General features: G+C 57.6%; 14 protein-coding genes. 4 read left to right on the forward strand and 10 right to left on the reverse strand.

The window, feature by feature from the left end:
- Positions 1-8: 8 nt before the first annotated feature.
- The 3 genes from A15D_RS02560 (at position 9) to A15D_RS02570 (ending at position 4013) form a co-directional block, all read left to right on the forward strand.
- Entirely contained in the window at positions 9-1697 is a 1689-nt protein-coding gene (locus tag A15D_RS02560) for an Hsp70 family protein (RefSeq protein ID WP_102790644.1), read from the forward strand.
- A gap of 119 nt (positions 1698-1816) precedes the next feature.
- Positions 1817-2887: an RDD family protein gene (locus A15D_RS02565; RefSeq protein ID WP_146026832.1), complete on the forward strand. Its 1071-nt coding sequence runs from the start codon at positions 1817-1819 to the stop codon at positions 2885-2887.
- Between the two features lies 1 nt (position 2888).
- A complete protein-coding gene (locus tag A15D_RS02570; protein ID WP_102790646.1) occupies positions 2889-4013 on the forward strand; it encodes an RDD family protein in 1125 nt (374 codons plus the stop codon).
- A 44-nt stretch (positions 4014-4057) separates the two neighbouring features.
- Here the strand turns inward: A15D_RS02570 and A15D_RS02575 are convergent, their stop codons facing one another.
- From A15D_RS02575 to A15D_RS02615, 9 genes are all read right to left on the reverse strand, one after another.
- Positions 4058-5410, reverse strand: coding sequence for an SPFH domain-containing protein (locus A15D_RS02575; RefSeq protein ID WP_102790647.1), 1353 nt, complete (start codon positions 5408-5410; stop codon positions 4058-4060).
- A 160-nt stretch (positions 5411-5570) separates the two neighbouring features.
- Positions 5571-6101, reverse strand: a complete 531-nt coding sequence (locus A15D_RS02580) for a cytochrome b (RefSeq protein ID WP_102790648.1) — start codon at positions 6099-6101, stop codon at positions 5571-5573.
- Positions 6102-6228: 127 nt separating this feature from the next.
- A complete protein-coding gene (locus tag A15D_RS02585; protein ID WP_369825811.1) occupies positions 6229-7422 on the reverse strand; it encodes a DUF445 domain-containing protein in 1194 nt (397 codons plus the stop codon).
- A gap of 66 nt (positions 7423-7488) precedes the next feature.
- Positions 7489-8163: a hypothetical protein gene (locus A15D_RS02590; protein ID WP_233192021.1), complete on the reverse strand. Its 675-nt coding sequence runs from the start codon at positions 8161-8163 to the stop codon at positions 7489-7491.
- A gap of 127 nt (positions 8164-8290) precedes the next feature.
- On the reverse strand, positions 8291-10162 hold the full coding sequence (locus A15D_RS02595; RefSeq protein ID WP_102790650.1) for an MFS transporter: 1872 nt from the start codon (positions 10160-10162) through the stop codon (positions 8291-8293).
- Positions 10163-10340: 178 nt separating this feature from the next.
- Entirely contained in the window at positions 10341-10937 is a 597-nt protein-coding gene (locus A15D_RS02600) for a TetR/AcrR family transcriptional regulator (RefSeq protein WP_102790651.1), read from the reverse strand.
- Positions 10938-11057: 120 nt separating this feature from the next.
- Positions 11058-11759, reverse strand: a complete 702-nt coding sequence (locus tag A15D_RS02605; protein WP_102790705.1) for a PspA/IM30 family protein — start codon at positions 11757-11759, stop codon at positions 11058-11060.
- A gap of 37 nt (positions 11760-11796) precedes the next feature.
- Positions 11797-12069: a YiaA/YiaB family inner membrane protein gene (locus tag A15D_RS02610; protein ID WP_022985945.1), complete on the reverse strand. Its 273-nt coding sequence runs from the start codon at positions 12067-12069 to the stop codon at positions 11797-11799.
- Between the two features lie 79 nt (positions 12070-12148).
- Positions 12149-12781: a DapH/DapD/GlmU-related protein gene (locus tag A15D_RS02615; protein WP_102790652.1), complete on the reverse strand. Its 633-nt coding sequence runs from the start codon at positions 12779-12781 to the stop codon at positions 12149-12151.
- A 222-nt stretch (positions 12782-13003) separates the two neighbouring features.
- Here A15D_RS02615 and A15D_RS02620 point away from each other — a divergent pair, with 222 nt between their 5' ends.
- Positions 13004-13720, forward strand: coding sequence for a DUF4197 domain-containing protein (locus A15D_RS02620; RefSeq protein WP_233192023.1), 717 nt, complete (start codon positions 13004-13006; stop codon positions 13718-13720).
- Between the two features lie 132 nt (positions 13721-13852).
- Here the strand turns inward: A15D_RS02620 and A15D_RS02625 are convergent, their stop codons facing one another.
- Positions 13853-14581: a glutamine amidotransferase gene (locus tag A15D_RS02625; protein ID WP_102790654.1), complete on the reverse strand. Its 729-nt coding sequence runs from the start codon at positions 14579-14581 to the stop codon at positions 13853-13855.
- Between the last annotated feature and the right edge of the window lie 98 nt (positions 14582-14679).

Genomic DNA, 14679 nt, shown 5'->3' on the forward strand with positions numbered 1-14679 from the left:
GAAGGGATATGACCATCATCGGGATTGATCTGGGCACCACTAACAGTGCCTGCGGGGTATGGACAGAGGACGGGGTCAAACTGATCCCCAACCGGCTCGGCGAGGTGCTCACCCCATCCGTTGTTGGCCTGGACAAAAACGGGGAAATCATCGTCGGCCGTACCGCCCGGCAGCGTCTGATCAATCACAGTGATCGCACAGTAGCAGCGTTCAAACGGCTGATGGGCACAGACCATCAGGTCAAACTGGCCAAACGCACCTTCACTGCCACCGAACTCTCCTCGCTGGTGCTCCGTTCCCTCAAGGAAGATGCCGAAACGTTTCTGGGGGAAACGGTAACCGAAGCCGTCATCAGTGTACCGGCCTACTTCAATGACAATCAGCGCCAGGCCACCAAACAAGCTGCGGAGCTTGCAGGCCTCAAGGTCGAACGACTGATCAACGAACCCACCGCTGCGGCCATTGCCTATGGCCTGCATGAAAAGCAGGAGGGCCTGTTCCTGATTCTGGATCTTGGCGGCGGAACCTTTGATGTATCACTGCTCGAGTTCTTCGACGGCATCATGGAGGTTCACGCCAGTGCCGGGGACAACTTTCTTGGCGGGGAGGATTTTGTAGATGCGATGGTCGAAGACGTGCTACGCGAGCAAGGCATACAGCGCGACCACCTCACCCCGGTGCAGTTGCAGAACCTGTACCTGCAGATGGAAGGCGCCAAACGCAAGCTCAGCGCCCAGGAACAGACACTGACACTGGATCTCGGCAAGCAACCGATGGAATTTACCGTAACCAGTGACTGGTTCACCCGTGTCTGCACACCGCTGTTATTGCGCGCCAAACATCCCATCGAACGCGCTATTCGCGATGCCAATCTCAATCCCGGCAAAATTGATGATGTGGTACTGGTCGGCGGCTCGACCCGGCTCGGGATCTTCCGTTCAACTGTGGGCAAGATGTTTGGTCGCTTACCGTCATGTCATCTGGATCCGGACACCGTTGTCGCCATGGGCGCCGCGATTCAGGCCGGGCTGATGATGCGCGATGAAGCCCTGGACGATGTGGTGTTGACCGATGTTTGCCCCTATACCCTCGGTACCGGCGTTCTCAATCGTGATAACCCCCGCCAGGGCGATTACTTTCTACCCATTATCGAACGCAATTGTGTCGTGCCTGTGAGCATCGTCAAACAGGTCTACACTGCCCATGACAACCAAACGGAAGTCACCGTCAAGGTGTACCAGGGCGAAAACCGCCTGGTCGAAAAGAATGTATACCTGGGAGAGCTAACGGTACCGGTACCGGCCGCAGCCAAAGGGGAAGAAGCCATCGACATCCGCTACAGCTATGACATGAATGGATTGCTGTCGGTCGATGTCACCGTGGTCTCCAACGGAAAAGCCCACCATCACCTGATTGAGCACGCTCCCGGGGCGCTTGGCGAAGCCGAAAAACAGGCAGCATTGGCGAAACTGGAAAAACTCAAGTTTCATCCCCGTGACGGAGAAGAGAACAGAGCTTTGCTTGCCCGTGGTGAGCGACTCTATGAAAGCTGCCTCGGTGATCGACGGGACTACGTGGCAAATGTCATGCAACAATTCGAACGCGTGCTGGAAAGCCAGAACCCGGCGGAGATCGCCAAAATGAGAAAGCAGGTCAGCGATGCGCTGGCCCAACTGGAAAATGAGGACTGGTTCTGATGGATCGCTGGGGCATTCTTGAACTGGAACCCACCAGCGATGCGCGCGCCATCAAGCGGGCCTATGCCCGCCAGCTCAAACAAACCCGACCGGATGAACAGCCCGAGGCTTTCCAGCGATTGCATGAAGCGTACAAGCAGGCGCTTGCGCATGCGGCCCGGCAGTCCAGTGCACAGCAGCCTTGTGCCGGCCCCCTCGGCGAACAGAATACAACACCGGAAACACTGGCAAGCTGGACCCTTACCCTTTCGGATACAACGACAACCGGCAGCGACACGGTACAGACTGAGACTCAACAAGCCGAAGATATCCTGGCCCCACTGCTCCAGCGGTGCGAGGCACTGATGGCCGAGCACCACGGTGCCCGGCAACCGCAGTACTGGAACTTCCTGTTGCAGCAGCCCCTGTTCCTCGACGACGATTGTCACCGCCGCTTTGCCCGCCGTTTGTTCGATCTCATCATCGCACATGAAGCGGCCATTCTTGGCGGAGATACACGCCGCACACCAATGTCGCCAGCGGTGCTCTTCTCTCTCGACAATCTGTTTTTCTGGTCTTCCCTGGAGGCCGATGCGTTCCGGGGCCATGACCGCGTGATGCTTGAATCACTCTTTTCGCGAATAGATGACGCACAGCAAACTCAGCCCTTTGCGGGGGTGCGAGGAGGAAAAAAAAGGATCGCTCACCAGCCACTTGTTAGCCACCCGTCTGAGTTCGCCCTGGCTAACCCGTTACTGCGCGGGTTGGCGATGGTCGTTGATGTTGTGATGCTGGGCCTGGTGCTGAAAAGCCTATTCAATATTTCCTGGGTCGACACACACTTCAGTCACTTGCGTCCGCAAGGTGACGACATGCTTTTACTGATCCCGATCTACCTGCTCTTTGCAGCACTGTGCGAACTCAGCCCCTTGCGTGCCGCCCCCGCGCCCTGGCTGTTCGGCCTGCGTGTCATGACCCGAACGTTCAAACCAGTGACACTGCGGCATGTGCTTCGACGAGCCGCATTCCTGTTATGCCTGGCATTAATGCTGTACCTGAATCAGTGGGCATTGGGTCTCAACACCTTGGTACTGCTGGTCATGTTCATCAACCTTTTTCTGCAGGGCGACCTGCTGCAAGACCGCTTTTCTGGCACACGTATTATCAACTGGCCTGAAACACGCAATCGCCAACGAGAAAGGAGAGGCTGATATGCCCTGGGACCTGCTCGGCATTCAGCCCACTCAGGATGTACGGGCGATCAAACGCGCCTATGCGCAACGGCTCAAACACACCCGTCCAGATGATGATCCCCTTGCGTTTCAGCAGTTACATCAGGCCTACAAAACCGCCCTGGCGCTGGCGGCCAATGATACGACGGCCCCGCAGGAAACCCCTGACATAGACACCGCAGAGGTTATTGACAGTGCCTCGACACCCGAACCCTTGTCATACCCTGATACCGAAGCAATAACATTACGCCCGTCAGCCGAGGCCCCTAAGGAGGCGGTGTCACAATGGATCAGCAACGCCAAACAGTATCTTTCAAGCCCAGAGGGCCGTTCACAGCCTCAGCAATGGCAACCGCTTTTTACCCGCGCAGAACTACTGGATGACAGTTTCCATCATGCCGCCGGGCAGGAGCTTTTCAGGCTTATCGCTGAACAGCATCAGGCAACTGGCGAACTTGCTGATGTGGCGGTGCTATCGTATCTGAATGCGTTTTTTCACTGGACAGGTCAACGCACGGCATTGGCTAACACATTGGGCAGCACCGTGTGCGACCCCATTTTTGCCCGACTTGATGCACTCAGCGCCCCCCCGGTAGAGGGTCATGGAATACGGGGAGGAAAGCTGATTGGCCCCTCTGCGCAGCGTGTCGTCGCGAACCAGGATCATGATGTCCCGCCCACACACGCCTATGGCAGCTACAGCATTCGCATCCTGGCCTTTGTGATGGACCTGTTTTTTGTCATGGTGGCCATTGCGATTCTTCTCGTAGGTCCCATCAAAATGATCAGTGGTACGCAATCCGGATACGAAAGCCTGTTGCTACTTTGCACCTTGCCGGGTTATTTGCTGATGGGTCTGATTATGGAAACCACTCCCCTGCAAGCCACTCCGGGAAAGTATTTGCTCGGCTTGCGTGTCGTCAATCGTCATGGCCAGCGTTTGCCTTTCTGGCACAACGGGCTGCGCGTTATTGCCTTCATCCTCACCGGCTTGCTCTGGAAAGTGATTTTTATCGTCAACGCCTTTTTGGGAGGGCGGCTGTTGCATGATCGCATTAGCCGAACGGTAGTGATTTCGCAGCGTTCTGCGAACGGAGGGTACTGACATTGCAGGTGACGATGACCGGTGTCATCGCCACCTGAAAGAGGTTACTTCTTCACATCCCGGTCATAACTCAACCGCTTGGCCGCATCCAGGGTCAGCATCTGCATGAAGGCGCGGGTTTCGCCATCAGAGCCTGTAGGCGTGCCTCCTTCACCGCCACCGAATACATACTGTGGCACCTTGCGGTTGGCGAAAGCCTGGGCCCAGATTTTCTGGATTTCGATTTCCGCATCCAGTTTCTGCGCCAGGGCGTTATCCGCCTGCAGCACGGCTTTCTTCTGGTAGGCTTCCGCGTCAGCCAGGGTACGACGGGTTTCCGCTTCGATACGGGCTTTTTCCAGCTGGATCTGCGCGGTCTGTTTCTCGATTTCCGATTGCTCTTTCTGTTTCTGGGCTTCGGTAATGGCCAGCTGCTTTTCCGTCTCTGCTTCGGTAGTGCGCTGGATCTGATCCACCTTGGCCTTGGCCTGCCGTTCTGCCACTTCACGCTCCCCACGGGCAATGGCCAGCAACCGCTGCTCTTCTTCCTGAACCCGTTGCTCACGGGCGATGGCACGGTCGGCGGACGCCTTCTGTTTCAGTTGCATGCGCTCGACAAAACGCTGGTTGGGATCCATCTGTGTCACACGGGCTTCCACCACGGAGACGCCGTAATCGATAAACCGCTGGGATTTACGCAGTGGAATACCGGTGTCATCCAGCATCTTGCGCACCACGAAGATTACCTTGCTGTCATCTCCGTAATCCTGCTGATCCGTGCCCATGGCAACGTTGGCAGAGCCCTTGATGTCACCGACGCGTTTCTGGCTGACTTCTTCACGACGCACGATATAGATGCCGTTGATCATCTGGTTTTCGAATTCGGTATTGAATTCGGTACGGCCACCGGAGTAGTACTCTTCGGCGCTCATCAGTGAAGCGTTGGCCTGCAGAGTTTCCTTGAAGGCCGGAATCAGGGCCGTGCGCAACAGGTTTTCCGGGGTGCGATATTCATGGGCCAGGCGCAGGAAGGTGTCCTGGTCCGTGGGAATGGTAAAGCGCACCGTGGCCTGGGCATTGGCATCCACCTGATCCAGGAACATGATGTTCTGTGGCGGCAAGGCAGCGGATGTTTCCGAGTGTTCGACTTCCACATAATCCAGCGTTTCACTGCCGCCGCGCACGGCCTGTACCGTCAGGGCGCGCTTCCAGGAGTTCCAGCGCCCGAAGAAGAAGAACTGATACCCCACATCGCTGACCACATGTTCCTGACCCAGAATGGTCCGCACGTGATACACATATCCCGGTTCGGCATAGAAGATGGACTTGTTCGCTACCACCAGCAAGACCAGTGCCCCAACGATACCCCCCAGCAGTCCCTTGACCTCAAATACCCCTTTGAGTCGTTCCATAACCATGATTTTTCCCCAGTACTTTTTTATTAAAGGGCGCATTCTAAAGCGCCCTCCGGGGAAGGATAGTGGTCAATGTCTTAAATTGCGGATTTCAATCCGTTCCTGGAAAACCTGATCCGGGTCAGGGCGACTGCCAAGGGAGTGGAGAGAACTCGTTCAGCCGTCATTTACCCCACATGCGCGGCAGCACATTGATCTGACCGGGTTGGTGACGGTGCAGGAAGGCCATGGCGATGTGACCGGCGACCATGGCAAGCAGTACCCACCCCAGCTCCCCATGAAGCAGTGATCCCAGATCCACCATCCAGTCGATCTTGTCACCGCCACCCGGCATCAGCGCAATACCAAACGGATCAAAGGCCCGGCCGGAGCCATACTGTCGTAATAGTGCCAACGCTGGGACCAACAGCAGCAACGCATAGAGGCCAAGGTGACCCAGTTTGGCGGGCAGGTCGATGGAGGGCGGACGGCTGGCCAGGTTCTTCAGGGCCCACAGCAAGCGGACCACAATCAGGATCATCAGGACCAGGCCAAGAGGTTTGTGGGTCGGCCAGAAAAAGGCCTCGAACGCACTGTCTTCAAACCCATAATGCGCAATGGCCGACAGGAACTGCCAGGCAATCAGCAATGCCATGCTCCAGTGCAACAGGCGAGAGACGGTTCCGTAACGTTCAGTGGTGTCCTGGCTGGCCATTGGCTTGCTCCTGATTGACGGTTCAAATTCAAGATACTGTCAGCCAAATGTGCAGGCAATATGGACCTGCACTCCCTACGCTCTTACTGCCTTAACCGCAACGGTCTGCCAGGCTGCTGCAGGACCGTCACGTCACCGGCACCGCAAAGTGCAGCATCACGTGCACCTGCAATTCCCCTACCAGGAACCCCAGTAACGCGCCAACGGTAATTAGAATCCACTCGTCCTGTTGAAAAGCCGGCCGAAGGAGCCCCTCGAACTCTTCCTCGGTTAGCTCCTGCATCTTGTTGACCAACAGGTTCTTCAGGTCCATGGCTTCTTCGGCATAGGCTTCCATGTGGCTCAGGGTTTCCGGCAGCGCTTCCATAACCTTGTCGGCCACCGACCGTTTCATTTCCTGGTATTTGGTGCTGCCCACCGCAAACACCACCAGCGGCTTGGCCAGACCGGCCTGTTCGTCCAGGGTGCGTTGTACCTGTTTTTGTACCAGGCCAAACAAGCGATCCGACAACGGCCCCTTGAGAATCGCTTCAATCACCGCCGCCGGGGTGACAATCTCGCTGGCCACCAGTTCACCGTAACGGGCCGCCACCTGTTTGCGCCGTTTCAGGAACAGGCCCTGCCATTCGAACAACCCCAGGTAGCGCACCGGTTGCTTGGGATTGAAGATCATTTTCAGTGCCAGCCAATCGGTGAACCAACCGGTGAACAACCCAAACAGCGGAATCACCCAGACATTATGGGTCAAGGCCCAGACCACGGCCTGAACAATACCAATGGCAAACCCAAACCAGATACCGGAATTGCGGATAAACTTGAACTCCACATGACCGGCTTCCAGGAACACCCGGTTAAGCAGTTCCTTGTCCCGCACCAGGGCATTGATGACCAGATCCTTGAGGTCGAACACCCGGTGAATATTGCTTTTGATATCCTCCATGATCTGCTCGACCATGTGCGGTGCTTCTTTCTGGATGCGCTGAATCACCAGCCGTTTCACCGATTCCGGAGCAGACTCCCACAGGCCCGGCTGGTACTCCGCCGCAACCTGACGGGTGATGTCGTCCACCGAGCGAATCAGCGGATCGCGAATTTCTTCCGCCACCCGATGCGGGTCGAGCTTGTTGAAAACATCCTCCGGCTTGAGCAGCCGTTCCATCATCAGGTCACAGGCGATGCTGGCCATGGTGGCCGCCTTGCGCGGAACAATGCCCTGCCAGCCCAGAAACGGGCGGATACCCATAAAACTGAGCGGCTTGAACATCATCTTGATGGCCACCACCTTGGTGCCATAACCAATCGCCGCGGCCACGAAGGGCATGGACAGATACAACAACCAGTTAGCCTGGATGTCTGCAAGAATCAGGTCGATATCGGTAATCACGCCTTACTCCTCATCGCCTGACTGGTCCGCCTCAGCTGGCTGACTGAGCAGGGCCCACATCTGTTGACCCATGGGCCCGAGCCGCAGGGTTTCCCGGTGAGGTTTCACTTTCGGCCAGTGCGCCTGAAGCCCGGCCATGGCGCGGCGGAAACCGCTGTCGCCTTCCAGCAATTCATAGTCAGTCCGGCTGGCTTCTTCAAAACCGGTAGCAATCACCCAACCCTGGCTGAACAACCGCTGCAGGTAGGTGCCAATCATGTCGGTGCATTGAATTCCGGCGGCACGACCCACGTTGGAATGACGGAACAGGATTTGGCCACGGGAAAACCGGCCACCGCTGTACAGGGCCAGCATGGGAAACGCGCTGCCATCAGATAGTGCCGCCAGAATGCGCACCTCATCGGCGGTCAGCCCGGCCAGCAACTGGCGCACCAGCATATCTTCCGCCTGATCACGGCTTTGCTCCTGGGACACATTCAACAGCTGATGCAGGTTCTCCGGGGGGCCGGCCAATTCGCCAGGGGTCTCCAGCGCTTCAAGGCGCTGCTTCAGGGTCTGGAGCACATCATGCTCGACCTGATGAAAACGGGCATCCGCCCGTTGAACCGGGGGCAGTTGCAGCAGCAACTGCTGGAGGCGCGCCCGCAGTCCGGCGGGCGACAAGGAAGATTCTGACACGCTGAATCCCTATTGTTATTGTGGTGAGGGGTTACAGACCCACTATTATTGTCGAGTGTCCGGGATTTTGGCCAATTCGCAAGTTACCGTCCGTATGCTTTGCGCAACCTGCGCTGCCGCTGTGGCCTCAGGGGCGCTCACGCAGGGCCAGCACCCGGGTTCGCAAATCCGTAGCGTCAACCTGTTCTGGCGCCACCGGCTGTCCCACCGCCAGTTGGATCCGTGACCAGAACCGGCTGGGCAGGCGGGTAAGCGCCTTGCCCCCCTTGTGACTAAAGAAGCTCCCCCACAGCCCGGACAGTGCCATGGGCACTACCGGTACCGGCGTCTCCCCGACGATCTTCTCGATACCCGCACGGAATTCGTCAATCTCGCCGTCACTGGTGAGTTTGCCCTCCGGGAAGATGCACACGACCTCGCCAGCCGCCAGCTCTTCGCGAATACGCACAAACGCCTGTTCGTAAATGGCCGGGTTACGGGTTTTGGAATCGATGGGAATGGTTTTGCCGGTGCGGAAGATGTAGTTCAACAGCGGCATGTCATAGATCGGTTTGAACATCACAAAACGCACCGGGCGCCGGATCGCCCCGGCCAGCAGCAATGCATCCACGTAACTCACATGGTTACACACCAGCATGCATGGGCCTTCTTCAGGAATGTTGTCCATCCCCTCATGCTTCACCCGGTACAGGGTGTGGGTAAGCATCCACACCAACAGGCGTATCAGGAACTCCGGCACGACGCTGTAGATATAGCTCGCCACCAGTACATTGGTAATGGCCAGCGCCAGGAAAAACTGCGGAACCGTGAGCTCCAGAAAACCGATCAGCACGATGCCCGCCACCGCCGAAAGGACCATCAACAGGGCGTTGATGATGTTGTTGGCGGCAATGATCCGCGACAAGTGTTTTGGGTTGGCGCGGTGCTGGATAAACGCAAACAGCGGCACGATGTAGAATCCGCCGAACACGCCAATACCGAGCAGGTCGAGCAGCACCCGGTAGCCGCCTGCCTGCTGCAGGAAACCCGCGATATCCACCTGACCCGTACCGGCAAGACCGGCATAGGAGAAAAACAGGTCGATACCAAACACACTCAGGCCAATGGAGCCCAAAGGAACCAGCCCCAACTCCACCCGCTTGCCGGACAGTTTTTCACACAGGAACGAGCCCAGCCCGATACCGATGGAGAAAGTTCCCAACAACAGCGCATAGAGACCATCGGTGCCGAGCAGATAATCATCCACGTACACTTTCAGCTGAGTGGTATAGGCCGCCCCGAGAAACCAGAACCAGGAGATCCCCAACACACACATCCACACCGATTTCACTTCGCGGGCGTAGCCAACGATATGCCAGGTTTCCTTGAACAGATTCCAGTTCAGTTTCAGTTCGCCATCCGCCGCCGGGGCGGAGGGAATTCCCCGGGCCGCCAGATAGCCCAACACCGCCAGCCCGATGACTGCCACGGCCACCACCCCATCGCCGACCCCTTCCATCTTCAGCAGTACGCCGGAAATAGAGCCGAGTAAAATGGCCAGAAAGGTGCCCATTTCTACCAGTGCATTGCCGGAGACCAGTTCCTTGTCATCCAGATGCTGGGGAATGATGGAGTATTTGATCGGGCCAAAGAAAGTGGACTGCAGCCCCATGCAGAACAGCACGGCCAGCAGAAAATACACCGCGTCGAAGAAGAAACCCACCGCCGCCGCAGACATGATGCAGACCTCAACGAACTTGATCTTGCGCACCAGGCTGGCCTTGTCGTATTTGTCGGCCACCTGACCAGCCAGCGCCGAGAACAGGAAGAATGGCAGGATAAACAGCGCGAGGGCCACATTGTTCAGGGTGTTAACACTGAGGCCGGTGACCACACCGGAGGCAATCAGCAGAATCAGCGCCTGGCGAAACACATTATCGTTAAAGGCCCCCAAAAACTGGGTAAAAAAGAACGGCCCGAAACGGCGTGACGCCAGCAGAGAGAACAACCCTTTTTTCATTTTTTCGCCTTTTTCTTCCTTGGTAGGGAGCAGAGTGACAAGTTTCAAGCTGCAAGCTACAACGCGATTCAATCTTACTGCCCTACGGAAAGGTTTGAGCCGCGCCTCAGCATTTCATCATCTCGGCGCGGACCGCATTCCTCTCCGCAACGACGACCTGTCCTCGTGTTGCCGCTTGCTACTCCCCGGCCCAGCTATTCAAATAATGCTGCAATAACGACTCAATCATCGCCTGCGCATCCACATCTCCGGCCACGACCAACTTGTCATCCGCGGCCAGCAGGGCAATACCGTGGACGCTGCCCCACAGGGTTCTGGCGGCCAGGTGAATCTGCGCGGTGTCCTGCTGTTGCGCAAGCTGATCCATGCGGGCTTCCACTTCGCGGAACAGGGTTGCGGTCTTTTCCAGATACCAGCCGGGTACCGCCGCGGCGTTTTGCATCTGGTGCATGAACACCATCTTCCACAGGGCTGTCTCGTCACGGGCCATGGACACATACACCTGTGCCATGTGCTGCAACTGCTCGCGAGGGGCAGGTGATGGACAGTCGATCATGGCTGCCAGCAGTTGCGCCAGGGTGTCCGCATTGGCCTGCAGAATCAGATCGTCCAGATTGGCGAACACATGGTAAAGCATGCCGGCGGTATAACCGATGCGCTCTGCCACCTTGCGCACACTGAGTTTCTCCAACCCGTGTTCAGCCACAAGGTCCCGTACCGCCTGTATCGCCAGCGCCTGCAATTCTTCACGGCTGTGTTGGTTACGACGTGCCACAGCAACTCCTGGTTGTTTTTACTTTTGAAGCAGCAGCGCCTGAGCCGCGGACCTTGAGCACATCAGGATAACGAGCATTCAGCCCTCGTTATCGCTCGGTTCGTGACTCAAGCGGCGCTCCTACGGTGCCGTCTGTGCGCCGCGCAACCCCGCCAGAATCTCTTCTGCCCGACGGCTCTGATGATCGCCGATCCCCGCTTCCGCCATGCGCTGGTCCAGGCTGTCGCCGAGACGATCCCCCTGTAACTGCGCTTCACTCTGCCACAACAGGCGACATTCTTCCTGTCGTTGCTGAATCTGCTGCAGGGTGTGCTGACTGTCGCACAATCGCTGCGCCAGACCGCGCTGGTCCTGATGACGTTGCCGGGATTCTCCAAACAGGGTTTCCTGGCTGCGCGCCATGGATTGCTCCTGGCGCAGGGTTTTCAGGGTATCTGCTGCCTGTTTGATAAACGCCTGAAACTCGGTTTTCTGTTGCTCCAGCGTCACGCCTTGCCGGGCAAGGCGGCTTTGCTGTTGCTCCAGATCCGCCAGACGCTTGCCGATATCCAACGCCAGGACATCATTCTCTGCCGCCAGGGCCTGGCGAGCCCCCTCCTCATAATGCCGACTCTGTCTGATCAACTCATCGGCACGACGCTGATTCAGTTTCTCTTCCGCCATCAGCCTTGCCAATTGACGGCGCGCGTCACGCAGGGATTGCTCGGTTTCATACAGCTGCTGGTCCAGCAGCAGCATGTCATTCGCGTTGACGATCTGTTCCATGCTGATACGGGCCTGGCCTCGCATCAGGGTTTTCAGTTTGGTCCATGCTGTTGCCATGGTGTTCTCCTTATTCACATCTGACATTCGACCGGTTTTAGTCGGTGTATTCCTTCAACAATCTTTCCGTCTTCGCCTCACTGATCCGGTTGATCAGACGCCGGGCCTCATGGTCATCGCGCAGGGTCTTGGCAAGGGTGATGGTGGAGCCGACCACAAACATGATGCCCATCACCAGGTAGCCCTTGATCCACAGGTCAGTGGGTAACCAGACGATGCCCAGCACCATCAACCCCAGGCTGATCCCGAATGCCGCCTTGACGTAAAACAGCCAGCCCCCGGAGTGTCGTTGAATCGCACTTTCATCCATGGTGAAACCCTCTTGTTTAACGGTGTTCAATTAAAATGCCAAACAACTAAACACCGTTCAACAATAAGGATGTTACCGGCTATGTCGAGGGGTGTTCAGGGGGCGAACCTGGCCGGCGGCCAATGGGCCGGGCAGGGTTGCCCGCCACGATGGTCCAGGGGGGAACATCCTTGGTAACCACGGCCCCCATCCCCACCACGGCATGATCTCCGAGGGTCACCCCGTCCACAATCCCGACCCGGGCGCCCACCCAAACATCCTTGCCAATGTGAATCCCCTTTGACGTGACCGGCTGCTCGCGCACCGGACGGTCTGCATGCACACCGTGGTTGAAGGCATAAAAGGTACAGTAAGCAGCGATACGGGAGCCGTCGCCGATATGCACCCCGGCGCCCCCTCCTTCCAGAGTCACATGGTGGTTCAGACTGACATTTCGGCCCAGGCGTACCGGGCCGTGAATGACGCAATCTGCGGCGATCTGGCTGCCATCACCGACGATAATGTCGCGACCTGGCTCGGCCAGCAGCACCGCCTGCGGCGCCACAAAACAGTCCGTTCCAAAAGTCACCGTTTCCAGCGCCATCCAGCGTTGCTGAAGGGCCTGCTGCCACGGCTCGGCCCAGGCGCGATGCTTCGGTTTCAACCGGGCATACAGCCAGGGCATATAGGCGAGGCGTTGCTTGTGTTGTTCGCGGTAATCGTCTTCGGTCATAAGGCAGGGGCAAGCTACAAGCTTCAAGCTGCAAGGCGCGATCATGCTTATTGAGCCTTGAAAGGCTGTGCCCGCGCAACATTAATTCCATGAATCGCGGCGCAGATCCAATCGGTTACAACTCGCCTGATCCGCGTTGTAGCTTGTAGCTTGCTCCTGAAAGAAGTGTTTAGCCGCCCGGACGGGTGCAGTAGCATGTCCGCCAAAACAAAGGAGACTCCCTTGAAGACACGACTTTCTCTTGTCCCCCTGTTGCTTGTCCTGGCTCTGACCGGGTGTCAGCACATGGAAGCGGTCATGCCCTGGGTCAACGCAGGCAACCAGATGGCCAAAGACGCCGGTTACGATACCGAGTCGCGGCTGGTCTCCGGCATCAAGGAAGCCCTGATCAAGGGCACCGATACCGCTGCTGCCCAGCTGTCCCGCGAAGGGGCCATGAACCTGCAACTGCCGGACGCTGCCCAGCCGGTGGCCAACACCCTGCGCCAGTTTGGCTTGGGCCGTTATGTAGACCAGCTCGAAACCGCCATGAACCGGGGGGCAGAAAAGGCCGTCGCGGCGGGCGCCCCGGTCTTCAAAAATGCCATCAATTCCATGAGCGTGGATGATGCCCTGGGCATTATTCAGGGCGGGGACACCGCAGCCACCACCTATTTCCGCGGGGAGACGGAAGCAAGCCTGCGCCAGCGTTTTGAACCCATTGTGGAAGACAACCTGCGCAAGACCGGGTTCTATGATCAATACCAGACATTACTGGCGGCCTACGATAAGTTACCACTTACTAACAAGCCGAACCTGGACCTGGAAAAGTACGTTATCGACACCAGCATGGACCAGCTCTACACCCGCATCGGCGAGCAGGAAACCCAGATCCGCCAAAACCCCTTCCAGCAGGGCAGTGCCCTGATCGGCGCGGTGTTCGGTGAACAGGCAGAATAAGTCGCAAGCGACAACGCGGGAATCTTCATCGTGTCTGAAATGCCCTACGCGGACCGAATCAGGAGCGCGGGCAGGGCGGGCTGCTTAATGACGAGACCCGCCGCGTTGTAGCTTGAAGCTTGTCGCTTGCTCCTACGCCACCTGCGGCAACGTCAGGCGGGCGAAACGGGCCAGGATGCTGCTGGCATCCTGACACTCCCGCACATCCTGAAGATGGGTATCCACCTGCTGCTGGGTGAGGCTGTCACCGCTCAACGCCTGCAGGTAGGCACGCATTACATCAGCGCTGAACTCGGGGTGAAATTGCACCCCCCAGACACACTCCCCGTACCGGAAGGCCTGACAGGCGTCATGAACATTGCTGGCAAGCACCGTGGCGCCCCTGGGCGGAGTCAGTACTGACTGCCTGTGCACCACTTGTGCCCACGGATGCCCGACGATGGCGCTCAATAAGGGATCGTGATGCCCCGCCTCGGTGAGCCGCAGGGGCACAGTCCCAACCTCCATTCCCATCGGATTGTCAGCCACTTCGCCCCCCAGGGCATGGGCCAGCAGTTGATGCCCAAAACACAACCCCAGCACCGGCATCGCCGGGCTATCCTTCACCAGGCTATATAGCCAGTGGGTCAGGGCCCGCATCCAGGGGGTTTGCTCTGTGACCATGGCATGAGACCCGGTAATGACCACCCCGGCCAGCGATGCCGGTTCGGGTAGCGGGTCGCCATGGTGGGCACTGATGACACAGGCAGGGGTATTGCCAAGCCCCGTGTGAATCCAGTGGTCAAAGTCCCCATAGTGCTGGCTGATCTGGGGATAGGTGTTGCCGGTCTTGATGATGAGGATGGGCTTGCTGTTATTCATTGCTGGGTACCCTGAACGACATCCTGTCTTTGACTACTCTCCATCCTTACCCTCAGCAAGGGGCGTACCAACTTTTGAGGGGCAAGGGGCAAGCGGCA

This window comes from Alcanivorax sp. MD8A, assembly GCF_002888555.1.
In the GTDB taxonomy this organism is placed as follows: Bacteria; Pseudomonadota; Gammaproteobacteria; order Pseudomonadales; family Alcanivoracaceae; genus Alcanivorax.